We start from the raw sequence: 25,482 nt of genomic DNA, 5'->3' as shown, positions 1-25,482 counted from the left end.
TGATGTGGGCGTGTTCAGGTGCAGCAAAGGCGCGCGTCTGACCTCTCAGAAGGACCGGATGTTCTCAACCCCTGCCTGCGCCTCTGTGCTGGGGCTGCAGGCGAACCCGTCCAGCCATCGCCGGCAACAATCTCCATCCGGGTCGCAACCTTCCGCGAGAAGCTCCGGGATGAAGAGGTCGAAACAGATCGCCCGCGCCCCGCAACGCGCGACCGCCGCGAAACTTCACGTCCCGCATGGCCGGCGCGGGATTGCCGCACTGCGGGAAATCGCGCGTCAGCCACAGGGTGCTGGGCGCCGCCATTCAGGCGGCCTCACCGAGATGCGCCAGTTCCACCTGCACCACATCGCAGCGCCCGGTGGCAAAGGCCGCGGCGCAGCCGTCGAGGTAGAACTGCCAGCCGCGCAGGAAAGCCTCTCCATGGCCCAGCCGGGCGATGCGCTCGCGCTCTGCATGCATCCGTTCGGACCAGATACGGCAGGTGCGGGCGTAATCCTGCCCGAAGGCATGGCTGCCCACCACCCGCAGCCCGGCCTTCTGCGCCTGATGCGCGATCGCCGCGTCACAGGGCAGCATTCCGCCCGGAAACACATGCTGGCGGATGAAATCCGAGCGGCGGCGATAGACCGAGAATTCGGCATCAGGCACCGTGATCGCCTGCAACACCGCCCGTCCACCCGGCGCCAGCCGGGACTTGAGGGTGGCGAAATAGGCGGGCCAGTAGCGTTCGCCCACGGCCTCGACCATCTCGATGGAGACAATATTGTCGAAACGCCCGGTGACATCCCGGTAGTCCTGCAGCCGCACCTCGGCGCGACCGTCAAGGCGGGCATCGGCATAGCCCTTCTGCGAGGGCGACAGGGTGATGGCGGTCACGCGATGACCACGCTCGGCTGCGGCCTCGGCAAAGCCGCCCCAGCCGCAGCCGATTTCCAGCAGGCTTTCGCCCTGAGACAGCCTCGACAGGATGCGCTGGTTCTTGCGCGCCTGGGCGCGTTCCAGATCGTCGCCGGGGGCGAACAGGGCCGAGGAATAGGTCATGCCCGGATCGAGCCAGAGGTGGTAGAATTCGTTGCCGACATCGTAATGGCTCCGGATGTTGCGCGCCGCTCCACGCCGGCTGTTCATCCGCACCAGCCGGTCCACGAGCCGCATCCGCCAGGCCTGCAACCGCCCCGGCTCGCCCCAGCCGGCAAACCTGCCAAGGTTGCGCAAGGCAATGGACAGCACGCCTTCCAGCGTCTCGCTGTGCCAGTCCCCGGCAATCCAGGCCTCGCCAAGACCGACGTCGCCCCGCAGCGCAAGGCGTTGCAACAGACGCCAGTCACGGATCTGGAGGTCGACCTGCGGGCCATGCTGGCCAAAGCTGTGCCGCGTTCCTTCCGGCGTTGTCAGGAGGAGCCGACCCCCAGCGATGCCTTCCAGGGCGGAGAAGAAGCGGGGTCGAAGCGTGGCTGTCGCGAGGCTCATAGGCTGATTTCCTGATCGGGTGGGGCGGGAGGACGACGATAGGACGCGCCCTTGAGCTTGAGCCGCAGCGCATGCCAGTAGATCTGCGCGATCACCCGCAGCGCGCCACCGGGACGGCGAAATGCACTGGAGAAGATCTCCTGGCGGGTCAGCGGCAACAGGGCGCCGCTCATCGCAGTGTCTATGCCGTCCGCACCATGGCTATGGCCGATGCGGATGGCGATACGCTCGGCGCTGAGGGCAAAGCTGAAACGGTATTCGCCCGCCACGTCCTGGTAGGGCGAGACGTGAAAGACCTTCTGCGCGGTCAGCCGGCTTTCGGCCGTGATGGGCTTCAGATCCTGGCGGGCCAGCAGATAGCTGTGACGCTCCCCGAAGGTGTTGTTGACCTCGGCAATCACGGCGATCAGCGCATCGCCCTCGAGGATGAGCCAGAAACTGACCGGATTGAACCAGAATCCCATGAAACGGGGCTGCGTCAGCAGCGCCAGCACGCGCCCTGGCCGAGGCTCGATGCCCGCCGTGGCAAATTGCGCCCAAGCCCATGCGGCCCCCAGGCCCGCGCCACGCGGGCCGCCGTGGTCGGCATCGTGAAAGGCGATCAGGCTGAAGCGATTATGCCCCATCAGCCGGGGCGGGCGAAAGGTCTCGGGGGCCAGCAGCACATGATCGGCATGGGTGGCAAAGGCGTGCCGCAGGTCACCGCGCCGGGCATGGGTGATCCGTGCCCGCATCGCCAGCACCTCGCCACGCGCCAGCCGCGACGCCAGTGTCATGGCAGCACCTGCATGGGCAGGAGGCGCCGCGCGATGCGCACGGCACTGGCAAATCCGTCCTCATGGAAACCGTTGCGCAGCCAGGCTCCGGCAAACCAGGTGTTGCGATTGCCCTGCATCGCCCCGATCCGCGCTTGCGCGTCCAGCGCCGCCTGATCGAAGACCGGATGGCGGAACGTCACCTCGTCATAGACGAGCCTTGGATCTATCCGCTCGCCGGGGTTCAGGCTGACGAAAAGCGGATCGGCCTCGGGGATGTTCTGGAGCCGGTTCATCCAGTAGCTCACGCCGACGCCCGCTCCCCCCGCATCGCCGCGGCTGACCCAGGAACTCCAGCAGCGGCGGCGGCGGGGCATCACGGATGCATCGGCATGCAGGACCGTGCGGTTCGGCTGAAACCGGATCGCCGAGAGGGCGGCATGCTCTTCGCCATCGGCATCGGCGAGCAGTGCCAGCGCCTGATCGGCATGCGTGGCAAGGATGACCTGGTCGAACACTTCGCCTTCGGCCCCCTCGGCACGCAGGGTGACGCCGCCGTCCCGGCGCGTGATCGCCCGCACCCCTGTAGCCGGCCGCAGATCGACCCCGGACCGGACAAGGGCTGCCACCAAACGCTCGACATAGGCCATCGACCCGCCGTCGACCGTCCACCACTGGTGATGCTGAGCCCGTGACATAAGCCCGTGGTTGCGCATGAAGCGTACCAGCGCGAGCGCCGGAAACGCGCCGATGTCCTGGTCTGGTGTCGACCAGATCGCGCCGCAAAAGGGATAGAGGTAATGGTCCCGAAACCTTGCCCCGAGCCGCATCGCCTCGATCAGGTCCGCAATCGTCAGGCCGGGTGCAGCCGCGACCTGGGCTTCGGCCCCGTCGTTGAAGCGCAGGATATCGAGGATCATGCGGTGGAACCGCGGGTCGATGAGGTTGCGCCGCTGCCCGAACAGCGCATCTGCGGACCGCAGCGCATATTCCACCCGCCCGCCCTCGAGCGAGACGCCGAAGCTCATGTCGCTCCTGGTCACCGGCACGTCGAGATCGCGGAACATCGCCGTCAGATGCGGGTAATTCACATAATTGAAGACGATGAAGCCGGTATCAACCGGCTGGTCGCCGTTCTTTCCGGCAATGACGGTGCGGGCGTGCCCGCCAAGCCGGGGCGAGGCCTCGTACAAGGTCACCTGGTGCTGGCGGGACAACAGCCTCGCGGCGGCCAGACCGGAGATTCCGCCGCCGACAATGGCAACTCTCTGAGGGGCACCTTTGAGCTGATCGAAGGGCATGAATTCTCCACGCTTGTTGTCAGTTCCTACGCAGGTCTGCCGCCTCTGGATCATTCACGGCGAAATATTTTCCACCCACAGTGATCCGCCGGGCAGGTCACGACGTAGCTCGGTTATGGACACCTCGATTGCGCTCGTCGGGCAACAGCCCCATAAAAAGCCGATGCCGCCGGCCGCGCCAGTGGGCCCTGGCTGGATGGGAGGGCCGCGACTGATGACTGAGCCGGTGCCAGAGGCGCTGTCCGAGTTGACCCGCGACCTGCTTGAGGTCCGCGACCGCCGGAACCGCGAAGCGTTCGGCCGGCTTTTCGACCATTTCGCGCCCCGGCTGAAGGCGATGATGCTGCGCGGCGGACTGCGGGATGGGACCGCTGAGGATGTCGTGCAGGACGTGATGCTGGCGGTCTGGCACAAGGCCTGGCAGTTCGATCCGCACCGCGCCGATGCCGCAGGCTGGGTCTATGCCATCGCCCGCAACCGCCGCATCGATATGGCCCGCCGCCGTCCTCTCGCGCAACCCGAGGAAATGCCCGAGCTCGAAAGCCTCGAACCCGACGCGGCGCAGATCCTCGCGCTCCGGCAGGAGGCCGGACATCTTGCCGAGGCGCTGTCTCGTCTTGCACCCGATCAGGCCGAAGCGCTCCGCGCCGCCTATTTTGACGACCTCCCCCACAGCCGCATCAGCGAGATGACGGGTCTGCCCCTGGGCACGATCAAGTCCCGCATCCGCCTCGGCCTTGACCGGCTGAGGCACGAGCTGAGGAAGATTGCCCCGTGACCGAGATCAATCACCATATCCCCGACGACGTGCTCGACACCTATCGTGCGGGCACGCTGCCCCATGCCTTCGCGGTGGTTGTGGCCGCGCATCTGTCGCTCTGCGATGAGTGCCGGGCGCGGATCGAGGCGGCGGACATGATCGGCGGCGTGCTTTTGAACGGCGCTGAGGGCGTGGCGCTCCGCGCAGGCGCCCGGGATCGGATGATGGCCGCCCTTGATGCACCGCCCCCGCCGCCGCTTCCGCGCGGATCCGGCGTTTTTCCCGCGCCCGTGATGGCGGAGCTTGGCGGGCAGCCGCCGAAATGGCGGATGCTGGGCGGGGGCATCCGTCAGCAGATCCTGTCGGCCGACCGCGAAGGGTCTCTTCGCCTGCTCTATATCCCGCCGGGGCGGGCGGTTCCCGAACACGGGCACCGTGGGATGGAACTGACGCTGGTGCTCCAAGGCAGCTTTTCCGACAGCGAAGGCGCCTTTCATCGGGGCGATGTCGAGGCCGCGCATGACGCGATCGACCATCAGCCCATCGCCGGCGCCGGTGCGCCCTGCATCTGCCTGGCCGCCACCGACGCGCCTCTGCGCTTCCATGCCCTGGTGCCGCGCCTTCTGCAGCCGATCTTCCGGATCTGAGAGATGGAGTTCGCGGGCAGCCGTATCTGGATCATCGGTGCCAGCGCCGGGATCGGCGCGGCGCTCGCCCGCGCCCTGGCCGGGCGCGGCGCGCAGCTCATCCTGTCGGCGCGCGACGGTGATGCCCTGGCATCCCTGGCGGCAGACTGCGCCGGTGCGCGGGTCGAACCGCTGGATCTCGCGCAACCGGGCGCACTGGCGGCCCTGACCGCCCGTCTGGCGGAAGAGACGCCGCTCGATGCGGTGATCTGCACCGCCGCACTCTATGAGCCCGGCAGGGTCGAGGATATCGACCCGGTGCAGGTGGAAGAGATCGTGCGGGTCAATGTCCTGGGCGCGTTTGACGTCGCGCGCCTCTGTCCGGCCATTCTGCGCGATGGCGGGCAACTGGTGTTGTTCGGATCGGTGGCGGGCTATCTTGGCCTTCCGGGCGGACAGCCCTACTCGGCGACCAAGGCGGCCGTGAACAATCTGGCCGAAACCCTGGTGGTCGAACTGGCACCCCGCGTCCATGTGCGGCTTGTCTGCCCGGGCTTCGTTCGCACGCGCCTGACAGAGAAGAACCGCTTTGCCATGCCGGCAATCATCACCCCCGACGAGGCGGCAGAGGCCGTTCTGCGCGGCATGGGGCGGCACGGTTTCGAGATCCACTTCCCACGACGCTTCACGCTGGCGATGAAACTCTTGCGTATCCTGCCCTATGGCCTGTCGCTGCGCCTGACGCGGCGTCTGGGCTGAGACTCAGGCCAGACGCCCCGACATCACGGCGACCCCGGCCCAGGCTGAAAAGCCGGTCAGCACCGTGCCCCAGATCGAATCCACGATCACCTGTTCCCAGGACCAGGCTGCAAGGGTGGCATAGTTGGTCATCTCGTAGGTGCCATAGCAGAGAAGGCCCAGCACCATGCCCCCTATAAGGGCCTGCATGGGATCAGCGGCCTTGAGCGCGGGCCAGGACACCATCCACAACAGGCCCGCGACATAGACGAGATAGAACAGCGCCGCAGGACCCAGCCGCAAGGGCTCGGCCAGCAGATCGCCGACATGGCGCTCGAATATCGGCCGAATGAGAAACTTGATGCCCAGAAAGTCGAGGCCGAGGAACACCCCTGCCGTGAGAAGATAAAGGGTTCCCGCTTGCATCATCGCACGCCGCTCCAGTCTCGTCAGAAATCTCTCTCTGCCCTCCATACGGCGGCAAACGGGCGTCAGATCACTCGCGCCCGCAGAAAAGGCATCATGACGTTCCGGCTGCCGCCACCCCACGCCGCACCTCTCCCGGCCTGAAGACGTTCGGATATCAGACCCATTCCCTCCGCTAAGTGCCCTCGCGAAGGCGCTCCCCCGCTGTGGAGGTATCCCGAATTTTCCTTTGCTGTCTAAGGGTGCCGGGATGGGGTGAGCACTGGTCGCCGCGCCAAAGGGGGCTGAAGCGAGCTCCAGGGCGGATATTCTCCGGACCTCTCGACAGCGTGGAGTCGTAGTGGCTTTTCTCGCTGGATCGAGCACAAGCGGCGGCACCTTGCACCTGTCACTGGCGAGCTCGGGCTTCATGACCGCCTCGACGCGCAGGACGTTCAGCCAGCGCAGGTCCAGATGCGCCCGGTCTGGCACCACGTCGATCTGCGTGGTTGGCTTCGAAGGTGGCGGAGCCTTACCACCTGCACCGGTCCCGGAGATCGGGAGCGGCACGGGGCCTCGCCGAGGACCTTGAGATCACGGAGAAGGCCAATGATCTCCGACGCCAGATGTTGGGACCGGCCACTCGCCGCCCTCACGCTCGCAACGAGCTTGCTGAGCGGCGGCGCGACGGGGGCCCTGATGGCAGCGGGCCGGGGCAGGTCCGCCGGTCGGCGGGCACAGCCGGCGTTACAGGGCGTGGGCGGCGGCAGCGCCGGTTTGTTGCCGCAGAACGCCGCGATTGTGGAAATGCTCGCCGACCATGCGGTGACGCGGGCACCGCGGCGAAACACCTTGTCATCCCGCTGAGGCTCGTCTCGTGGGGCTTGGATGCGTCCGGATCAGAAGAGAGCCAGACGCACCGCCTGGCGGAGTTCGGGATGCAGTATCCAGTAGCCCGCATCTTCCTCCTTTGCTTTCGCTCCCCGGAAACCAAGGAGGGCGGTGCCTTCCGAAGCGCCTGGAGTGTCGCCAGCCTGAACATCACCTGAAAGATACTCGGCGATCAGCAAGCCCGTCGCCATGAAGGATCTGTTGGCCGAAGCCTCGGACTTGTACCCGGCGGCGCTTGCCATGCGGGCGTCCGTCAGCCCGTCCTCGCCCGCCAGCGACAGGGCTGTGAGCATCGCATATTGCGGGCCGGACAGGGTGACCTGACGGATCGCTTCAACATATTCCTCGACGCTCGGAACGCCGATGCCTGTCTGCTGATCCCCGCGCCGTTCTCCCGTCCTGCGATGTTCGCGCGCGTCGATGACGTTGTGCAACGCGGCGATAGCTTCCTCTTCCGTCGCGCCCGTTGCCTCGGCGATCATGCCGCGGGCCTTCGCTGGAGGCTTCGGAAACGCCCGTGCGACGAAGGTTCCCGCAAGCCAGCCCGACTTGATCTGGTATCGGCCGTGCGCTCCCACGAGAATGGCGGGCGACGCACTCGGCTTGGCAGTCTTCTTCTGCTTCTTTGTCATATCTTTGAACAGCTTATGGTCTGTGTCGACGAGGCTTGCCGAATTCGATTGTGCCATTGGGGATCCTCTCCTGAATGTTCTGTATCATGCTCGGCGGAGTTCGGAACCCGTTGCGAGCCGTCGGGCTTCGGCGAATGAAATGAGGCTTCGGCTGCGTTCATCCCGCAGGGCGAGCCGCGCGCACCGCAGATATTCCCCAAGCGTCAGCCGCCGGGCCTCGGCGAGGATTTCTTCATCGCGTAGAACCTCCGGCGGACGGTAGAATGGAATTCGGCTGGCAAGGTAATGGCGTGGTGCCCGCCGATGTTTGCCGTGATCCAGCCGAGACCCGACGCCCGGTCGCGACGCAATGCGCCGTGGAGGGCGGCGTCCCGCACTGACCAGTCGGCGTCGCGGTGCCAGGATGTCTCTTCGATCTGGTGCTGGACATGGAACGGCGACAAGCCGGTCGAGGCTGTCAGCAGCATCATGGAAAGATGAACGAACAACAGGACCGCCACATCGGTTCGCAACGCGCGTGGCCACGATCGCCAGCCGGACCGCGGGAGTACACCGCCCTGCGTCATGGGGCGTCAGCGTCATAATGCCGATGATGCGGCGCGCCGGGTCATTCCGGCGCGTGTCGCGGCAGAACGATGCGTGCCCGCCATCGTGCGCGATCATGCAGGGGCGCACGAGGAATACCGCGTTCGCCGGCAGGGCAGGACCGAGATCTGAAGGCTGATGGCCAATGCCATCCATGACCCTGTGATCAGCGCGGCAAAGGGACTGGAGGTTGCCGCCAAGTCGAAGCGACTTCGCGTCAGGGGTGGAGTTCGGCAGGCCGCACAGCAGTGCTCCCGCCGAGCCTTGATGTCCCGCGACGCAGCCGGAATGGGTTCGGACGGATTGCGCATGCGGTTGGTCTGAGCAACCGGGTCCGGGTGCCAGTGAGGCACCCGGCACAGGGCAGGTCAGGCGAGCACGAGATTGGTCGCGCTTTCGCGACCGTCACGGCCCCGCTCGACGTCGAAGGTCACCTTCTGCGCGTCGGAAAGGCCAGCCAGACCGGCACGTTCGACGGCGGAGATGTGGACGAACACGTCCTTGCCGCCCGTCTCAGTTTCGATGAAGCCGAAGCCCTTTTGGGCATTGAAAAATTTCACGGTGCCATTGGCCATATCCGTGGTCTCCTGTTCAAATGCTGCCCACGTGATGCGGCAGCCCGGCAAAGTCAGACTGAATCGATCAACTGAAAGCCGGATGAACGGAAGCAGCGGTTCGAAGCGAACAACGATGGCACGACAGACATGCGCCTTCTGGGGCCGACATACAAGGGCTGTTGCGCCATATCGTGAAATTCCTCTCTCGGCGATGGTTGGCGATCCTGCGTCATTGACAAGCCCCCGACGCCTCCCCATGTACAGAACGCGTTATCGCTCTGCCGCGTGAGCAGGCGGGATTACATCCGCCCCCGGCCGTGACGCATCGTTTTCCCACATCACGAAGGGGGGAGGCCGCCCAAGGCGGCTCCGGGCACAATACGGTGCCGGAGTGCTCGTCCCGGGTGCACCCCGACTTAACGGGCGCGTTGCTTCGACGGGAGCGGACGCCAGGCCCGGCCAAGGATTGACATGACGTTCACTGAACTCGGGCTGAACGCCCGGATGGTCTCGCGGCTCGATGCCCTGGGGCTCACAGAGCCGACCCCTATCCAGGAGCAGGCCATCCCGCACGCGCTGCAAGGCCGCGACATCCTGGGGATCGCCCAGACCGGAACCGGCAAGACCGCCGCCTTCGGCATTCCACTGATCGTCTCCCTGTCGAAACGGCAGGACCGCCCCGTGCCGCACTCGGCCCGCGGTTTGGTGCTCGCACCCACGCGGGAACTGGCGGGCCAGATCGTCCGGAGCCTGCAGGGATTGACGGCAGATCTCCGCATCACGCTCGTGGTCGGCGGCAAGTCGATCAAGGCGCAGGCCGATAGGCTTGCGCGCGGCACCGACATCCTCGTGGCGACGCCGGGCCGGCTGATCGACCTGATGGAGCGCCGGGCCATCGACCTCGGCATGACACGGTTCCTGGTCCTCGACGAGGCCGACCAGATGCTCGACATCGGCTTTGCCCCTGCACTGCGCCGTATCGCACTGATGCTGGCCAAGGACAGACAGACCATGATGTTCTCGGCCACGATGCCGAAGGCGATGACGGAATTGTCCCGCCACTATCTCGACAAGCCCATCCGCGTCGAGGTTTCGCCGCCGGGCAAGGTCGCCGACAAGGTGGCTCACAGCGTCCATTTCGTCGCGAATGAGCAGAAGCAGGATCTTCTGATCGCATTGCTGAACGGGCACCGCGACGACCGCGCGCTCGTCTTTTCGCGCACCAAGACCGGTGCCGAGCGGCTGATGAAGCAGCTCGATCGCGCCGGATTCGCGACCACGTCGATCCACGGCAACAAGAGCCAGGGGCAACGGGATCGGGCCATTGCGGCCTTCAGGGCCGGATCGGTGCGCGTGCTGGTCGCGACGGATGTCGCGGCCCGCGGCATCGACATCCCCGGTGTCGGCCATGTCTACAACTACGACCTGCCGAACGTGCCAGAAAACTACGTGCACCGGATCGGGCGGACGGCCCGCGCCGGCCAGAGCGGTCGCGCGATTGCGTTCTGCGCCGCCGATGAAGTGGCAGAGTTCAAGGCCATCGAAAAGGTGCTCGGCGCCCGCGTCGAGATCGCCGGCGGCCGTCCCTGGGATGCGATGAACGGCGCGTCGACACCGCAGAAGAAGCGACGGCCGCGCCGGCGCCCGGCGGGACGTTCGGACCGGATGGCGGCGTGACCGCAGCCTGCGGCAATCCGGGGCCGGAGGACAGAGCGCGCGCTGCACCGGCGACCCGGACAAGCTTTCGCAGCGTGGCGGCGCTGTCTCCGCAGGAGGATAGGCGAATGAACAGTCCCGAATGGCGCAAGCCCGGCATCCATGGTGCCCTGACGGGCGCCGATTTTCGCGGCCGCGTGGGCTTCACCGGGGGCGGCCCGGCGACTGGGCCGGGCGCCGAGGCGCCGGACCGAGACATCGCGCAGGCGTGCCTGGCGTCGCTGGACGGCGTCATGCCACGCCGGCTCCCCGAAGCCGCGGCGGACAAGGGATGAGCAGGTTCATCGCGACAGTCAGAGAGCTGCGCTCGAGGCCGAGCCTAGGCAGACTGGTGATCGCGGCTGGCGGCCTGCTCGCCGTCCTGGCGTTTCCGGTCCTCGCGCAGAACGGCACTGGCCCGGTGCCGGACCACGCCGAAGCACGGAACTATGGCGGGGGTTGGGACTGCGCGCTCGGGTTCCGTGTGAAGGGTGGGGAGTGCGTCGCCGTCGAAATCCCGGAGAATGCCTATGCAACGGGGCGGTCCTACGGTTCGGGTTGGGAATGCCAGCGCGGATACGAAGAAGCAGGAGACACGTCCTGCAAGGCAATCCCGGTGCCCGAGCATGCCTTCCTGCAATCCTCCGGCTACGACTGGCAGTGCGAACGCGGATACTGGCAGGATCGCGAGACATGCGTTCCCATCGTTCTGCCGGACAATGCCTATCTCACGGACGACACCGCAGGCTCCGGCTGGGCCTGCGCGCGCGGTTTCACCGCCATGGCCGGCACCTGCGAGCCGATTGCGGTTCCCGAGAACGGCTATCTCACCAATGCGGACTACGGCGACAAATGGGCTTGCGAGCGGGGCTTCTTCGAAATCGATGGACGCTGCGACCCTGTGGCGCTTCCCGAGAACGCGTATCTCGACCCGGCATCCTACGGGCCGGGTTGGCGCTGCGAGCGCGGATTTGAACCCATCGACAATGCCTGCATCCGGATCGAGCTTCCGGCAAACGCGCATCTCGATCAATCCGGAAACCGTTGGCGCTGCGATCCCAGCTTTCAACTCGCGAACGGGGAGTGCAGTCCTGAACGATAGGGCACCACGATCAGACCACGGCGACGCGCTTGCAGCCGAATGCGGATCGCATTCCGCCTGCCACAGCCGACGCCACTCCTCGCCATGCTGAACGGGCTCCACTCGCACGTCAGCAATCCGGAGGGTGCACGCGGCTGGTGGCGCCGACAGAAGACTTCACCTTGTCCTCCCATGGGATCCCCCTCCATTACGCTCGACCGGATAGGGGGGAGGCGCCCAATGCCGCGGCAGGCAGTCGAGGATCTGCCCCTCGAGCGGCCGGACGAAAAGGGGGCTGTCGATGCTGCGCGGACCCGGATCGCGGTCGTGGAGAAGAGGAGGTTTCTTCTCGATCGTTGCGCGGCGGCGCCCGAGGCCGGGGATGAACGCCTTCAGAAATTCATCAGGCGTGCCCTCGGCGGCATGGACCGACTGAGAGAACGCGGGGAGCGGAAATGACGATCAAGTCTGTGGACATCGAATTCGGGCCAATCAGGGCGACGGCCGACATTGCCGCCGAGCGCTTCTGCCTGAGATGCCGATCGACCTTCTGGAGCGAAGGGTTCGGCGAGCGGATATGTTCCCGCTGCAAGGGGACAGCGGCCTGGCGCTCGGCTGTCTCCGAGAGCAGCGGACACGGCTCGCGTCGCGCCGGCGGACGGTCATAAGAGGTTTTCCCGATGCCATCCGTCACGATCATCCACGAGACCGACTATCATTATCGAACCGCGGTTGCACTTGGGCCGCACCGGCTGATGCTGCGTCCGCGGGAAACGCGGGACCTCAGCCTGACGTCCTTCAACCTCGAGATCAGTCCCGAGCCCCGCATCGACTGGTCGCATGACGTTGCCGGCAACGCGATCGCGACGGCACAGTTCGACACGAGGACGGAGCTGCTTTCGATCCGGTCGCGCACATGTGTGGATCTGCGCGCACCGGCTTGGCCCGTCTTCCCGATCGCCGCCGCCGCCGCATCCTACCCGTTCGTGTACACCCCCGACGACTGGACCGATCTCGGCGCCCTGGCCATACCACAATATGCGGATGATGCGGGGCGGCTGTCGCAGTGGGTCGAACGGTTTGTCATGGTACGGCCGACGGACACGCTCTCCTTGCTGAAGGACATCAGCAACGGGATAACCGCCAGGATCTCCTATCAGAGCCGGGAGACCGAGGGCACACAGGGGCCGCTCGAGACCCTAGACCGGGGTTGGGGGTCCTGCCGCGACTTCGCCGTGTTGTTCGCCGAGGCCGCCCGGACGCTTGGCTTCGGCGCGCGACTGGTCTCGGGCTACCTCTTCGATCCGGAAGGCGAGAGGACAGGTTCGGCGGCGACCGGCTCCACCCATGCCTGGGTCGAGATCTTCATCCCCGGCGCAGGCTGGATCGCCTTCGACCCGACCAACCGCGCCATGGGCTCGGCCAACCTGATCCCGGTTGCTGTGGCCCGGCGTATGGCTCAGGTCTCGCCGGTGAGCGGCAGCTTTCACGGAATGCCGTCGGACCTGCTGGCGCTCGATGTCCGGGTCACCGTCTCTCAAGCCTGAGCTTCGGAACATGGGGCCGGGTCCTGTCACGCCGCCTTTGGGGCACGGATTGCCCCCCCCGGATCCTCCAGGCAACGCGCCACTTCGCAAGACCTGACGAGACCTGACGCGCAAGCGTCCGCGGATGGCCGATGGCGCCTCTTTCAGGCCTGCGATACGTTGGACAGACCGGAAAAACCCCGATAAGCGATGCAACAACTCGGATTCATACGTTTGACCCCATGACCGGTATACGAGACGAGATCGGCCTGATGTGGCGGGTCAGCCCCGACATGATGTGCATCCTCGACCACGAGGGGCGCTTCAGTTCGGTCAATCCGGCCTGGCAGACGACGCTGGGCTGGTCCGAGGCAGAGATGGTGGGGCAGTCCTACTGGACGTTCGTCCACCCCGATGACGTCGCGCGTTCGGCCGAGGCCTTCGAGATCCTCGTCGCGGGCCAGCCGGTCCTCAGCTTCGAAAACCGCTACAGGACGGCAGACGGCAGCTATCGCTGGCTGTCCTGGAACGCCGTGCCTGACCGTGACCTCTTCTTCTGCACGGTGAGAGATGTGACCGATGCCAAGGGCAACGTGGACATCATCGCCGCCCAGGACAGCGAAGCCGCGTTGCGGGATGAGTTCTTGGCGGTGCTGGGGCACGACCTGCGCAATCCGGTCACTGCATTCGGCGCCGGCCTGAGGTTGCTGCGCCGTCAGGACAGCTCTCACGCGACCAGTGAAATCTTGCGCCAGATGCAGGGCAGCGTCGCGCGCATGTCCGAGCTCATCGAGAACCTGATGGATCTGGCCCGTGTGCGTCTGGGCGACGGCCTGAAACTGGAAGCGACATCCACCGGCGGCCTTGCCAGCGAGCTTGCGCAGGTCGTCGAGGAAATGCAGGTCATCGCACCCGAGACCGAGTTCGTCCTCGAGGCCGCGCTGGACTGCGAGGTGCACTGCGATACCGCGCGAATCAAGCAGGTCCTGTCGAACCTGATGGGCAACGCCCTGATCCACGGTGCGCGGGGCGAACCGGTGCGGATCTCGGCGTGCACCAGTGAAGAGCGGCTCATGATCTCCGTCACCAATGGCGGCGCGGCCATCCCCGAGGCAAATATGGAGCGGTTGTTCCAGCCGTTCTACCGCGGCGAGGCGCATCAGAGCCCCCAGGGGCTCGGTCTCGGCCTCTACATTGCGCACCAGATCGCCGAGGCGCACGGGGGCGTCATCAAGGTCACCTCCGAGCCGGGCCGGACCTGCTTCACGCTCGACATCCCGCTGGTGCCGGACCGGGCGGCTTCGGAACAGCCCTGACAGCGATCCCTCTCCGACCCTCCATCTGTCCGGCGGGTTTGGGGCGGGGCGGCGCCCTCCCGGTGCGCGACAAACGCCCGCGCTGTCGGAAACGGCCCTGCTTGTGGCGCTGTGGCCGCAGAAGCATTGTGCCGATCCCGGCAAAGGCTCACATGGTAGGATCAGACCAGCGTCGGAAGGGGCGGATTGTGGGCGGTATACTGTTGGGAGTCTGGGCGCTGCTGCTCGGCATCGTCCTGATCATGCTGGGCAACGGCATGCATTTCACCCTGATCGGCCTGCGCGGCGGGCTGGAGGGGTTTTCCTCCGCCGAGCTCGCCATCGTCACCTCCGGCTATTTCATGGGCTTCCTGTCGGGGGCGCGCTACGCGCCGGTCCTGATCCGGCGCGTCGGCCATGTCCGCGTCTTCGCCGCGCTGGGCAGCTTCATGTCGGCCGCGCTGATCTCCTTTCCGCTGCTGACCGATCCGATCGCCTGGACCCTCCTGCGGCTGCTCATCGGCTTCTGCATGTCGGGGATCTACGTCACCGCCGAGAGCTGGCTGAATGCGGCATCGACCAACGAGACCCGCGGCAAGGTCCTGTCGGCCTACATGATTGCCCAGACCGTCGGGATCATCGGCGCCCAGGGGCTGCTCACCCTCGGCGATGCCGGCACCTCCGTCCTCTTCATCGGCGCCTCGATCCTCGTCTCGATCTCCTTCGCGCCGATCCTTCTCTCCGCGAGCCCGACGCCCGTGACCGAGATCGCCCGCCCGATGACGCTGCGCCGCCTGTTCGCGAGCTCGCCGCTCGCCACGGTGGGGATCTTCCTGCTCGGCAGCATCTTCGCGACACAGTCGGGCATGGGCGCGGTCTTCGGCACGCAGATCGGCATGTCGGCGGACCGCGTCGCGCTCTTTGTCGCGACGCTCTTTGCCGGCGCGCTCGTGCTGCAATACCCGATCGGCTGGCTCTCGGACCGGATGGACCGGCGCAAGCTGATCTTCGGGGCCGCCGTCGTCGGGGCGGGGGCCTGCGCGCTCGGCTTTGCGGGCGGCGGCCGCCTGGAGTTCATGCTGGTCTCCGCCTTCGTCGCAGGCGGGGTCGCAACGCCGCTCTACGCCCTGTTCCTCGCCTACACCAATGACTTCCTCACCTTCGAGGAAATGCCCGCCGCATCCGGCGGGCTCGTCTTCACCTTCGGCCTCGGAGCGATCACCGGTCCGCTGGTGACCGGCTGGGTCATGGAGCACTTCGGGCCCTTTGCCTTCTGGCTGGTGCTCTGCGTCACCTTCATCGCCATCGCGCTCTACGCCCTCTACCGGATGACACAGCGCTCCGGCGCGCCGGTGGAATCGACCGAAAGCTATCTCGGCGTCCTGCCGACGGCCTCGCCGGTCGCGGTCGAAGCCGCCGGCACATGGTCCGCCGAAGAAGCCGAGGCCAACAGGCAGGAGGCCGAAGCCGACATCTGAGGCGAGAGGCCGGCCCGCCATCTGCCGGCGGTCTCTCGCGCTCCGTCAGGTGTCTCACCCGGTTGGCATGCCAGCCGTGGCAGGGCCACGAGCGGCGCGCAGAGCGGCCCGCCGACGGTCGGATCTGCTTGCCGGGATCCCCCGAGCGCTGATGTCTCTGGGCCCTGTCACGGGGGCACAGGACCCTGCGAGGGTGACACCCCGCAAATGCTCGAGAAGCCGCGACATGTCGACCGGCCCGGCGCCGAATTTGATACAGGGCTGGAAGCAGTCATCGGCCGCTTGGCCATGTTTCAGGGCTCCCTTCTGATCGGTCGCGAAACGAACGACCCGCACCATGGTGCGCCCGCCATTTCCCTTCCTGATCGCCATGGGGGCTGGACTCGGCGGCGCAGTCGTGGCGTCGCGCTTGTCGGCAAGCGGCTGCGTTCCCGCAAAGGATGGGGCAGGGGGCGGCCGGAATGAACCATGCCGCCTTCGTCACCTCGTGCTGATCGGCAACGTCGCCATGCCCGATGGCGCTGGCCCGACGCCGCATGAAGCTCTGCGCGGTGCGGCGGCGTCAGGAAAGGCCTGGCTGAAGTCCGGGCCGGCCTTGCCCGAGGCGTTTACCGGCCAGGCCGGTGGATCAGGCGCGTTGCGCGGGAGGGCGACAGCATGTGGCACCTCCGGCGGCGCGGATGTCTCCGCCCGGACCGGCCCGCCGCAGATCCTGCATATGGCTTGTGCATACGATGTGCATGCGTTGTGCATCGGGCCTCAGCCCCAAGCGAAGCCGATCTTGGTGAGGGCCGCGCCGCCGATCCGCGTCGTCGAACGCGCGACCTCCCGCCCGCCGAGGGCCCGGTAGAACCGGCAGCCGAGCTCGTTCGTCGCCAGCGACCAGACCATCAGCCGTGTGAGCCCGCGAGCCACAAGCTTCCGTCTCGCCTCGACAAAAAGGTGCTCGCCGAGACCCGCGCCATGGAATTCCGGCGAAAGGTAGAGCTCGTAGATTTCTCCCGTCGCCTTCCAGCTCCGCGGTCGCAACGGCCCGAGCCGCGCATAGCCCGCAATGCGCCCGTCAAGCTCCAGAAGGAGCACCGAAGCCCCCCGCCGATGGATATGCCGCCACCACCGCGGCCCCCGACTCCCGATCATCCGCTCCAGCGCCCGGCCCGGAATGATCCCGGCATAGGCATACCGCCAGGCCTCGCGGTGCAGTGCGGCGAGTGCGCTCGCATCCTCGGCAGTGGACCAGCGTGTGGTGATCATGGCGGGGTCTCCCCTCGGAAGCAGCCGTATCCCGCCAATGGTAGCGCAGATTGCCCGCCGTGTCGCTCGGCCATTTGGCCTGGTTCTGGGCGCGCTTTCGCCGATCCTGTCTGCCCCCTCGCGCAGGACTTTCGGATGGTTGACAGATATGCAAATATAACACACCTCCAGACTCAAGAAATTTTCCTTGCTGACCGTGGCATTTTCGCCACGATTGAATGAAACGGGGAGGGCAATGAGCGAGATCAATACGGAGATGCGGCCCGGGATGCGCGCAAGGACGGCGCGGCCCAAGTTGCACAGGGTCATTCTGCTCAATGACGACTATACGCCGCGGGAATTCGTGGTGAGTGTGCTTGCCTCGATCTTCCGCATGACGCGTGCCCAGGCGCAGGATGTGATGCTTACGGCGCACAAGCGCGGGGTCTGCGTCGTGGGTGTCTTCACGCGCGACGTCGCCGAGACGAAAGCGGTGCAAGGCACCGAGATGGGGCGCCGGGAGGGCTATCCGCTCACCTTCACAACCGCGCCCGAGGACTGAGCCGACAGCGGCGCCAGTAAGGGAAAGATCACATTTTCGCGGGAAACCACAGGAGGATCCTGCGGTTTTTGGTGTTTTCTCGTATGCTCTGCGCGATTTGACCAGTCCGCCGCCCTTGGCGCAAGGAAACTAGTGCATGCGTTTCGTGACCCGGAGCCTCGTCGGGCTCGCCCTTTTCGTGGTGACCCTGGGGCTCCTGGGCATGGCGGTACAGTCTGTCCGCGGCGCGCTGGCCGAGCGCGAGGCTGCGGCGGGGCAGCGCCGACCGGCGACCGAGCGGGTGTTCTCGGTCAATGTCGCCCGGCTCGGGCCGGAGACAGTGCGCCCCACGCTCGTGGCCTATGGCGATCTCCGGAGCGCCGTTCAGCTCGAGTTGCGTGCCGCCGCCGAGGGAACGCTGCTCGAACTCGCTCCGGGCTTTCGCGATGGCGGGCGGGTGCAGGCGGGCGAGACGATCTTCCGTATCGATCCCGCCGAGTTCGAGGCGGAGCTCGCGCTGGCCGAAAGCGATCTCGAGGATGCCCGTGCCGAGGAGGAGGAGGCCCGCATCGGCCTGCGGCTTGCACGCGAAGAACTCGCGGCCTCCGAGCGGCAGCAGGCCCTGCGGCAGCAGGCGCTCGACCGCGCGCAAAGCCTGCAGGGCCGGGGAGTTGGCACCGCAGCCGATATCGAGACCGCCCAGCTCGCCCTTGCGGCCTCCGATCAGATCCTCACCGGCCTCCGGCGGGAGGTGGCCGAAGGCGAGGCCCGGATCAACCGGGCCGAGATTGCGCGCCGCCGTGCGGCCATCGCCCGCGACGAGGCGGCGCGGATGCTCGCCAACACCCGGGCGGTAGCGCCCTTCGACGGGCTGCTTGCCGATGTCGATGCCGTGCTCGGGCGCCGGGTCTCGGTAAATGAAAAGCTCGGCCTCCTGCTCGACCCGGCGGCGCTCGAGGTGGCCTTCCGGGTCTCGAACGCCGAGTTCGCACGGATCTCGAAGCCTTCCGGCGATCTGCTGCCGCTCGATGTCGAGGCAAGCCTCCGGCTCGGTGGCGAGGAAGTGTCGGTGCCGGGGCACCTCGACCGGACCGGCGCGGCGTCGGGTTCCGGGCAAAGCGGGCGGCTCGTCTACGCGCGGCTCTCCCCGGAAGTGCCGGGGCCCCTGCGTCCAGGTGATTTCCTGACCGTGCGGGTGTCCGAGCCGCCGCTCGCCGATGTGGCGCTGGTGCCCGCCGCGGCGCTCGATCCGGCGGGGCGCATCCTTCTCGTGGGCGAGGACGACCGGCTCGAGGTGGCGGCTGTCCGTATCCTGCGCCGCCAGGGCAATGACGTGGTGATCGGCGGAGCGCCCTTCGGGCGGCTCTACGTCACCGCGCGCCAGCCCCAGCTCAGCTCTGGTGTCAGGGTGAAGCCGGTGATGGGCGAAGCGGCGGCGGCCCGTGCCGGGCGCGACGCTGGCGCGCTCGTGCCGCTCTCGCCGGAGATGCGTACTCGCCTGCTCGCCGCGGTCGAGCGGGATGCCGGGCTTGCCCCCGAACTCAAGGCCCAGTTTCTCTCGGTTCTTGCGGCTGAACAGGTGCCGCAGGTGATCCTGGAGCGCATCGAGGCCGGGGCGCGGGGGGGCTGAGGCGATGGCGCTCGGAACACGGGTCCGGACGGCCGGGGCAGGGCTCTTTGCCTATTTCGCCCGCCATCCGACCGCGGCGAACCTGCTCATGGTGCTCATGCTGGTCTCCGGTCTCATCGCCGGCAGCCTGATCCGCAGCCAGTTCTTTCCCGATGTGGTCATCAACACCGTCACCGTGAAGGTGAAATGGCAGGGCGCGGGCCCCGAGGACGTCGATCAAGCCATCATCGCGCTGCTCGAGCCTGCGCTCATGGCTGTGGACGGGGTGGAGAGCAGCGAGGCGTCGGCGACCGCGGGCTGGGCGACGATCGAGCTCGAGTTCGAGCCCGGCTGGGACATGAGCCAGGCTCAGGCGGATGTGGAAAGCGCCGTCGCCGGGGTCACCAACCTGCCCGAGAGCGCCGAGGATCCGCGCATCAACCGACGGCAATGGAACGACCGGGTGACGGACGTGCTGATCTGGGGGCCTGTGCCGGTGGAGCAGCTCGGCCGCTACGCTGACGAGTTCATTGCCCGGCTCTACGGGGAGGGCATGACCCGGACGGTGCTCCGCGGCCTCACCGCGCCGGTGATCCGCGTCGCGGTGCCGGAGTCAGAACTCGTGCGGCAGGGCGTGTCGCTTCGGGAGATCGCCGGCACGATCGAGAGCGCCGTCGCGGGCAGCCCGGCGGGCGAGCTCGATGCCGATGCCGCGCGGCTCCGGGCCGGCAGCGAGCGGCGCGAGGCCGAGGAGATCGGCGCGATCGTGCTCCGGCGCTCGGCCGATGGCGGCGAGGATCTTCTGGTCCGCGATGTCGCGGCGGTGACCGAGGATGGCGCCGATGCGGGCAGGGCCTATTTCCGCGATGGGCTGCCCACGGTGATGATCCGGGTGAACCGCAATGCGAAGGGCGATGCCATCGCCATGCAGCAGAAGGTGGCGGCAATCGCGGCGGATCTGGCCGAGACCCTGCCCGCGGGGGTCAAGATCGAGCTCGTCCGCACCCGCGCCGAAGAGATTACCAACCGGCTCGACCTCCTGCTTCGGAACGGCGTCCTCGGGCTTGCTCTGGTCGTGGGGCTGCTCTTCCTCTTTCTCGATGTCCGCACCGCGATCTGGGTCGCGGCAGGGATCCCGGTGGCGATGGCGGCGGCGGTCGCCATGATGTACGGGCTCGGCATCACGCTCAACATGATGTCGCTCTTCGGGCTGATCCTTTGCCTCGGGCTCGTCGTCGATGACGCGATCGTCGTGGCCGAACACGCCGACTGGCGGCACCGGCACCTGCGTGAGGCCCCCGCTGCCGCCGCCGAGAACGCGGCGCGGAGCATGGCGCTGCCGGTCTTCTCGGCCATGCTCACCACCGTCATTGCCTTCTTCGGCCTGACGACGATCGGCGGGCGGTTCGGCGAGCTCATTGCCGACATCCCGGTGACCGTGATCGTGGTGCTGCTCGCAAGCCTCGCCGAGTGTTTCCTGATCCTGCCGCATCACCTGGCCGGCACGCTCGGGCAGGGTGCGCGCCTCGAGTGGCTGAACGGACCGAGCAGGGCCTTCAACCGCCGTCTCGACGTCTTCCGCCTCCGCATCTTCATGCCCTTCGTCGCCTGGGTGGTGCGGTTGCGCTATCCGGTCGTGGCTGCCTGTGTGCTGCTGCTCGCGCAGTCGGCGGCGATGTTCATCCGGGGTGACGTGGTCTGGCGCTTCTTCGCTCCGCCGGAGCAGGGTTCCGTCACAGGCAACATCGCCATGTTGCCCGGCACCACGCGGGAGGAGACGATGGGCATGGTGCGCGAGCTCGAGCGCGCGACCTTCGCGGTGAACGCGCGCTTTGCCGAGGAATATGGCCGCGCGCCCGTCACCGCCGTCATCACCCAGATCGGCGGGACGACCGGGCGCGGCCTTCCGGGCGATGATGCGAAGGACCCGGACGAGCTCGGCGGCATCGACATTGAGCTCATCGATCCGGATTTCCGGCCTTATTCCGGCTCGCTCTTCCTTCAGGCGCTGGAGCAGGAGGTGCGCCGGCTGCCGATGATCGAGACGCTGAGCTTCCGCAGCTGGGGGAGCGGCCCCGAGGGCGATGCGCTCGACGTGAGCTTCTACGGTCCTGATGCCCGGGTTCTGAAGCAGGCCGCCGAGACGCTCAAGGCGGCGCTCGCACCTGCGGCGATCGTGACGGGGCTCGAGGATACGCTCTCCTACGACAAGACCGAGCTGATCCTCGAGCTTACACCGCTCGGCGAACGACTCGGCTTCTCGCTCGAGGCCATCGGGGCCGAGCTCTATGGCCGGTTGAGCGGCATCGAGGCGGCGGAGTTCGCCGCCGGGCCCCGCACGGCGACGGTGCGCGTGACGCTGCCCGAGGCGGAGCAGACCGCCGACTTCCTGAGCCGGACCCGGCTGCGGGCTCCCGATGGCGCCCAGGTGCCGCTTGAGGACATCGTCAGCGTGCGGAGCCAGCTCGGATTCTCGAGCCTCCGGCGCGAGAATGGCCAGCGGGTGGTCGAGGTGACGGGTGACATTGACGACAGCGACCCCGCCGCCGCGGCGGAGCTCGTGCGGCGGATTGACGGCGAGATCCTGCCGCGCATCGCCGAGCGCTTCGGGGTCGAATACCATTTCGGCGGGCTTGCCGAGCAGGAACGCAGCTTCCTGAGTGAGGCCATGGTCGGCTTCGCACTCTGCCTCGTCGGGATCTACCTCACGCTTGCCTGGATCTTCGAGAGCTGGGTGCGCCCGCTGGTCGTAGTCGCGATCATTCCCTTCGGCGTCATCGGCACCATCTGGGGGCACTGGCAATGGGGGCTCGCGCTGTCGGTCTTCACGGTGGTGGGGTTGATCGGGATGACGGGCATCATCATCAACAATGCCATCGTGCTGGTCGCGACGCTCGATGCCCATGGTGCGCGCCGGGCGACGGTCCCGGCGGTGGTGGCGGCCGCGGGGGATCGCCTGCGGCCGATCCTGCTCACGACGCTGACGACGGTTCTGGGCCTCGCACCGCTGCTTTTCGAGCGGAGCTCGCAGGCACTCTTCCTCAAGCCCACCGTGATCACGCTCGTCTACGGGCTCGGGATCGGCGGCGCGCTGGTGCTCATCCTCGTGCCTGCCCTTGTGGTCATCGAACGCGACATCGCGCTCTCGCTCCATGCCCTGCGGCGCGCGTTGCGGGTCGGGCAGCGGGGAAAGCGGTTCGCCCGCGCGCTTCGCCTCGCGGCTCTCGCCGGGCTCGGCTGGCTTGCGCTCACCCTCGGGCCGCATCTTTTCGGGGGCAGAGGGCTCGGTGACCTGCTCGCGGGCGAACTGCCCTGGCTCGGCTCCGGCGCCGGGGCGCTGGCACTGCTCGTCGCGGGATTTGTGCTGGCAATCGGCCTCTTCGCGCTCTTCGCCGCACGTGGACGCCCGGGCGGCCGGACCTGAGGCTCGGGAGAGTTCTTCGCCGTCGTCTGGCGTGAAAAAGGCGCAGGCCTCAGCCCGGCGCGACGCAGCTCGGAATGTCGATGACGCGCCGCGCGTCGATCACCGTCAGCCGGATGGCCTTGCGGTCGATCAGCATCGCGCCGCTGTGGGCCGCATTGATGCGGGCCTCGGCGACGAGCGTACTGCCCTCGAGATGGCTCTCGGGTGGGGCGATCCAGAGGCTCGGATCGCTGCTCTCGACCAGCGTAAGCTGGCCCGCTGCGGGCGGAGCATCGAAGGTTACCGCCGCGGTCAGATCGATGCCCGATCCATCAGGGCGGAGATGGCAATCAACCGTCTCCACTCCTGCCTCGTCCGGCGTGAGCGCCCGCGTCGCCAGCGCCGCCTCGATCATGGTCCTGCCGCTCGGCGCATCGTCAGGCGCGACGGTTGTCCGCAGGGTCTGCTCGGCGGGCAGGCAGATATCCTTGCAGATCCCGTAGAAGAGCCCGAGATCGATGTCGATCGGCTTGGAGGGATCGGTGGGTGTGATCCGCACCGGCAGCACGAGCTCACCCTCGTAGCCGAAGAACTGCATGCCGTTCGCATCGAAGATCCCGGGCTGCGGCCATTCATAGCGGACGGAGGCGATATTGCGGGATTGCGACCAGTCGAACTGCGGTGGGATGCCCGTTTCGCCGGGAATGCGCCAGTAGGTGTGCCAGCCCGGCGCAAGTCGGATCTGCACCGCGGCGATCCGCGCGCCGTCTGCCGTGCGCCAGCCTTCGATGAACCCGGCCTCGGCGATGCCGTCCGCGGTGACGCGCGCCATCTGGGCATGGGCTGGCGCGGCAGCAAGGAGACATGTGGCGAGAAGGGCGGTGGTATGACGGGACATCGACTCGGAACTGGGCAATTTCGGTTTCCCGGGAACATAAGATGTGCAGACGTTTGCAGGGGTCACAAGTAAGCGAGTGCCGGCGCGCGATTTCCTTGATCTCGCCCGGCATTGGCCTCATGTATTGCGAATGACAGGTGGTGATGAACAGTTTCTGGATGGCCAGCTCCTGATCGCGATGCCCGGCATGGGCGATCCGCGGTTCGAGCGCGCGGTCGTCTTCATGTGCGCGCACTCGCCCGAGGGCGCGATGGGGCTCATCATCAACAAGCCCGCCCCGGAGCTGCGCTTCCACACCCTGCTCGAACAGCTCAAGATCCCGTCGATGGTCGATCTCGACGAGACGCCGGTGCATTTCGGAGGTCCGGTCGAGCATGGCCGCGGCTTCGTGCTGCATTCCTCCGACTATGCCGTCGAAGGCGGCAGCCTGCGGGTCAATCCGAGCTTCGCCATGACCGCGACCCTTGATATCCTTCAGGACATGGCCCGCGGCGCCGGCCCTCACCGCGCGCTGCTGGCGCTGGGCTATTCCGGCTGGGGGCCGGGACAGCTCGAGAGCGAGATCCAGGAAAACGGCTGGCTCATCACCTCGGCGGAACCGGATCTCGTCTTTGCGGGCCGCGATGACTGCAAGTGGGAGGCCGCGCTGCGCACCCTCTCGATCGACCCCCGTCTCCTTTCCGTCAGCGGCGGTCGGGCCTGATCCGAACCGGGCTTTCTGATGATGCCGCCTCTCGCCGCGCTCGCTCAGCGTTGCCAGCCCATCTCGAGACGGCGGATCGCGGCGATGCGCTCTGCGGTGGGCGGGTGGCTTGCGAGCCAGACCGGCGCACGGCCGCCGGCCCCGGCCAGCCGCTCGAGCTTGGCCAGAAGGCTCACCTGCGGACCCGTACCCAGCCCTGCCTTGGTCATCAGCGCCGCGGCATAGGCATCGGCCTCGTATTCGTCCGAGCGGGAGAGATGCGCGCCGAGGAGGCTCGCGGCGAGGTTGGCGATCAGCATCCCGATGCCGGGCAGCAGGCGCCCGAGGAGGATCGCGAGCCCGGCCCGGATCGCGTTCTGGCCGCTGAAATCCACCATCCGCCGCCGGGAATGGCCGAGCGCGACATGGCCGAGCTCATGGGCGATCACACCCGCGATCTCTTCTGCGCTCACCGAACCGCGGCGGAACGCCTCGTAGAAGCCGCGGGTGATGAAGATCCGCCCGTCCGGGGCAGCGAGCCCGTTGATCGGCTCTGCCTCGAGGATCCTCACCTTGAGCCCGGGCAGATCGAGCGCGCCGGCAAGCCGGCCGAAGACCGCCTCGAGCCGAGGATCGACGAGCGGGCGCGACTGGCCGTCGAGGGCTCGTGCCGTGCGCCAGACCGAGACCTGATACATCACGAGCCCGTAGAGCACCGCGAGGAGGATCGGCGTCAGATAGACCATGCGCCAAGCCTTTCGCCGGAGCGCGCCCGCCCGGTGCCAGTTCCCGCAATCGGAGGATCGTTCAGCGCAGCCATGCCGCATATATGGGGTGATCGGCGCTCATTTCATCGTAGAGCCACACCATTCTGTCGAGAAACCAGAATTTCGCCACCATGCTGAGGGTGACCCCCATCACGAGCGGCCAGGCCTGCTCGGTCCAGAGGCCGATGGCGATGAAGGGCAGCCCGGCCAGCGTGAATCCGAGGATGAACGGCATGGCGCGGGTGTAGTGCTGCGGCACCGGGATGACGGCGCGGTTGAGCCAGACCCGCTCGCCCATCACGGCCTTCGACATCCAGGCCTTCGTGCTCGCGGGGCGGGCGAAGGCGCGCGGATTGACCCAGGTCCAGAGCGCAAGCGCGGCCAGCAGGGCATAGAGCCAGCCCCCGAGCCCGTCGCGCCAGTAGAGCACGGCGCAGACGAGCGGCACGACCGGCACTCGCGACCAGCCGCTCCAGGGGTTGGCATGCCGCTCCCATGTTTCGGCATCCATGCCCTGAAGCCGGGCGATCCGTGCAAGCGGTCCACTCGCCAT

At 67.1% G+C, this 25,482-nt stretch carries 25 protein-coding genes; 14 read left to right on the top strand and 11 right to left on the bottom strand.

Annotated elements, in window-relative coordinates; genetic code table 11:
- Positions 1 to 304: 304 nt before the first annotated feature.
- Genes ACF66B_RS07445 through ACF66B_RS07435 form a run of 3 tightly spaced genes read right to left on the bottom strand, consistent with a single transcriptional unit; the run spans position 305 to position 3,527 of the window.
- Positions 305 to 1,471: a cyclopropane-fatty-acyl-phospholipid synthase family protein gene (locus ACF66B_RS07445; RefSeq protein WP_111430752.1), complete on the bottom strand. Its 1,167-nt coding sequence runs from the start codon at positions 1,469 to 1,471 to the stop codon at positions 305 to 307.
- A complete protein-coding gene (locus tag ACF66B_RS07440; RefSeq protein ID WP_111430753.1) occupies positions 1,468 to 2,247 on the bottom strand; it encodes a DUF1365 domain-containing protein in 780 nt (259 codons plus the stop codon). Before ACF66B_RS07440 ends, ACF66B_RS07445 begins: the two co-directional genes overlap by 4 nt.
- Positions 2,244 to 3,527, bottom strand: coding sequence for an FAD-dependent oxidoreductase (locus ACF66B_RS07435; RefSeq protein ID WP_111430754.1), 1,284 nt, complete (start codon positions 3,525 to 3,527; stop codon positions 2,244 to 2,246). The genes ACF66B_RS07440 and ACF66B_RS07435 overlap by 4 nt, the downstream gene beginning before the upstream one ends.
- A gap of 214 nt (positions 3,528 to 3,741) precedes the next feature.
- Between ACF66B_RS07435 and ACF66B_RS07430 the strand changes: the two genes are divergently transcribed.
- From ACF66B_RS07430 to ACF66B_RS07420, 3 genes are read left to right on the top strand one after another with little or no spacing between them, the layout of a single operon-like run.
- Entirely contained in the window at positions 3,742 to 4,305 is a 564-nt protein-coding gene (locus tag ACF66B_RS07430; protein WP_111430755.1) for a sigma-70 family RNA polymerase sigma factor, read from the top strand.
- Positions 4,302 to 4,934, top strand: a complete 633-nt coding sequence (locus ACF66B_RS07425; protein WP_111430756.1) for a ChrR family anti-sigma-E factor — start codon at positions 4,302 to 4,304, stop codon at positions 4,932 to 4,934. Before ACF66B_RS07430 ends, ACF66B_RS07425 begins: the two co-directional genes overlap by 4 nt.
- 3 nt (positions 4,935 to 4,937) lie before the next feature.
- Positions 4,938 to 5,672 carry an SDR family NAD(P)-dependent oxidoreductase gene (locus ACF66B_RS07420; RefSeq protein WP_111430757.1) on the top strand — a complete coding sequence of 245 codons (735 nt, stop codon included), beginning with the start codon at positions 4,938 to 4,940 and terminating at the stop codon, positions 5,670 to 5,672.
- Between the two features lie 3 nt (positions 5,673 to 5,675).
- Here the strand turns inward: ACF66B_RS07420 and ACF66B_RS07415 are convergent, their stop codons facing one another.
- Positions 5,676 to 6,077, bottom strand: a complete 402-nt coding sequence (locus ACF66B_RS07415) for a DUF2177 family protein (protein ID WP_111430934.1) — start codon at positions 6,075 to 6,077, stop codon at positions 5,676 to 5,678.
- A 588-nt stretch (positions 6,078 to 6,665) separates the two neighbouring features.
- On the opposite strand from ACF66B_RS07415, the gene ACF66B_RS07410 reads away from it, so the two are divergent.
- On the top strand, positions 6,666 to 6,923 hold the full coding sequence (locus ACF66B_RS07410) for a hypothetical protein (RefSeq protein WP_111430758.1): 258 nt from the start codon (positions 6,666 to 6,668) through the stop codon (positions 6,921 to 6,923).
- A 32-nt stretch (positions 6,924 to 6,955) separates the two neighbouring features.
- Here the strand turns inward: ACF66B_RS07410 and ACF66B_RS07405 are convergent, their stop codons facing one another.
- The 3 genes from ACF66B_RS07405 to ACF66B_RS07395 form a co-directional block, all read right to left on the bottom strand.
- Positions 6,956 to 7,636, bottom strand: coding sequence for a hypothetical protein (locus tag ACF66B_RS07405; RefSeq protein WP_111430759.1), 681 nt, complete (start codon positions 7,634 to 7,636; stop codon positions 6,956 to 6,958).
- Between the two features lie 146 nt (positions 7,637 to 7,782).
- The gene (locus ACF66B_RS07400) at positions 7,783 to 8,067 is read right to left on the bottom strand and encodes a hypothetical protein (protein WP_392664510.1); all 285 of its coding nucleotides are present in this window, start codon (positions 8,065 to 8,067) and stop codon (positions 7,783 to 7,785) included.
- Between the two features lie 465 nt (positions 8,068 to 8,532).
- On the bottom strand, positions 8,533 to 8,739 hold the full coding sequence (locus ACF66B_RS07395) for a cold-shock protein (protein ID WP_111430761.1): 207 nt from the start codon (positions 8,737 to 8,739) through the stop codon (positions 8,533 to 8,535).
- A 486-nt stretch (positions 8,740 to 9,225) separates the two neighbouring features.
- On the opposite strand from ACF66B_RS07395, the gene ACF66B_RS07390 reads away from it, so the two are divergent.
- From ACF66B_RS07390 to ACF66B_RS07365, 6 genes are all read left to right on the top strand, one after another.
- A complete protein-coding gene (locus ACF66B_RS07390) occupies positions 9,226 to 10,398 on the top strand; it encodes a DEAD/DEAH box helicase (RefSeq protein WP_392664507.1) in 1,173 nt (390 codons plus the stop codon).
- A gap of 107 nt (positions 10,399 to 10,505) precedes the next feature.
- A complete protein-coding gene (locus ACF66B_RS07385) occupies positions 10,506 to 10,712 on the top strand; it encodes a hypothetical protein (protein ID WP_111430763.1) in 207 nt (68 codons plus the stop codon).
- Positions 10,709 to 11,518: a hypothetical protein gene (locus ACF66B_RS07380; protein ID WP_111430764.1), complete on the top strand. Its 810-nt coding sequence runs from the start codon at positions 10,709 to 10,711 to the stop codon at positions 11,516 to 11,518. Before ACF66B_RS07385 ends, ACF66B_RS07380 begins: the two co-directional genes overlap by 4 nt.
- A gap of 659 nt (positions 11,519 to 12,177) precedes the next feature.
- Positions 12,178 to 13,044 carry a transglutaminase family protein gene (locus ACF66B_RS07375; RefSeq protein WP_111430766.1) on the top strand — a complete coding sequence of 289 codons (867 nt, stop codon included), beginning with the start codon at positions 12,178 to 12,180 and terminating at the stop codon, positions 13,042 to 13,044.
- A 221-nt stretch (positions 13,045 to 13,265) separates the two neighbouring features.
- The gene (locus ACF66B_RS07370) at positions 13,266 to 14,339 is read left to right on the top strand and encodes a PAS domain-containing sensor histidine kinase (protein WP_111430767.1); all 1,074 of its coding nucleotides are present in this window, start codon (positions 13,266 to 13,268) and stop codon (positions 14,337 to 14,339) included.
- Positions 14,340 to 14,581: 242 nt separating this feature from the next.
- Complete coding sequence (locus tag ACF66B_RS07365) at positions 14,582 to 15,796, top strand: MFS transporter (RefSeq protein WP_392664825.1); 1,215 nt, start codon at positions 14,582 to 14,584, stop codon at positions 15,794 to 15,796.
- Between the two features lie 759 nt (positions 15,797 to 16,555).
- On the opposite strand, the gene ACF66B_RS07360 is transcribed toward ACF66B_RS07365, so the two are convergent.
- Positions 16,556 to 17,050 carry a GNAT family N-acetyltransferase gene (locus tag ACF66B_RS07360; RefSeq protein WP_111430769.1) on the bottom strand — a complete coding sequence of 165 codons (495 nt, stop codon included), beginning with the start codon at positions 17,048 to 17,050 and terminating at the stop codon, positions 16,556 to 16,558.
- A 235-nt stretch (positions 17,051 to 17,285) separates the two neighbouring features.
- On the opposite strand from ACF66B_RS07360, the gene clpS reads away from it, so the two are divergent.
- The 3 genes from clpS to ACF66B_RS07345 all read left to right on the top strand — a co-directional run bounded on the left by clpS (position 17,286) and on the right by ACF66B_RS07345 (position 22,603).
- Positions 17,286 to 17,591: an ATP-dependent Clp protease adapter ClpS gene (gene clpS / locus ACF66B_RS07355; RefSeq protein ID WP_111430770.1), complete on the top strand. Its 306-nt coding sequence runs from the start codon at positions 17,286 to 17,288 to the stop codon at positions 17,589 to 17,591.
- 136 nt (positions 17,592 to 17,727) lie between these two features.
- Positions 17,728 to 19,200: an HlyD family efflux transporter periplasmic adaptor subunit gene (locus ACF66B_RS07350; protein WP_111430771.1), complete on the top strand. Its 1,473-nt coding sequence runs from the start codon at positions 17,728 to 17,730 to the stop codon at positions 19,198 to 19,200.
- Between the two features lie 4 nt (positions 19,201 to 19,204).
- The gene (locus tag ACF66B_RS07345) at positions 19,205 to 22,603 is read left to right on the top strand and encodes an efflux RND transporter permease subunit (RefSeq protein ID WP_111430772.1); all 3,399 of its coding nucleotides are present in this window, start codon (positions 19,205 to 19,207) and stop codon (positions 22,601 to 22,603) included.
- Positions 22,604 to 22,652: 49 nt separating this feature from the next.
- On the opposite strand, the gene ACF66B_RS07340 is transcribed toward ACF66B_RS07345, so the two are convergent.
- Entirely contained in the window at positions 22,653 to 23,498 is an 846-nt protein-coding gene (locus ACF66B_RS07340) for a protein-disulfide reductase DsbD domain-containing protein (protein ID WP_162683339.1), read from the bottom strand.
- Between the two features lie 112 nt (positions 23,499 to 23,610).
- Between ACF66B_RS07340 and ACF66B_RS07335 the strand changes: the two genes are divergently transcribed.
- A complete protein-coding gene (locus tag ACF66B_RS07335; protein WP_111430774.1) occupies positions 23,611 to 24,183 on the top strand; it encodes a YqgE/AlgH family protein in 573 nt (190 codons plus the stop codon).
- A gap of 44 nt (positions 24,184 to 24,227) precedes the next feature.
- Here the strand turns inward: ACF66B_RS07335 and ACF66B_RS07330 are convergent, their stop codons facing one another.
- Together ACF66B_RS07330 and ACF66B_RS07325 are read right to left on the bottom strand one after the other, a co-directional pair.
- On the bottom strand, positions 24,228 to 24,908 hold the full coding sequence (locus tag ACF66B_RS07330; protein WP_111430775.1) for a M48 family metallopeptidase: 681 nt from the start codon (positions 24,906 to 24,908) through the stop codon (positions 24,228 to 24,230).
- A gap of 61 nt (positions 24,909 to 24,969) precedes the next feature.
- Positions 24,970 to 25,482 (bottom strand): DUF6653 family protein, encoded by a 513-nt coding sequence (locus ACF66B_RS07325; protein ID WP_392664498.1) that lies wholly within the window; start codon positions 25,480 to 25,482, stop codon positions 24,970 to 24,972.

The sequence above is a fragment of the Amaricoccus sp. B4 genome, assembly GCF_043226085.1.
Taxonomy (GTDB): Bacteria; Pseudomonadota; Alphaproteobacteria; order Rhodobacterales; family Rhodobacteraceae; genus Amaricoccus.
This window is presented reverse-complemented; position numbering and strand designations above follow the sequence as displayed.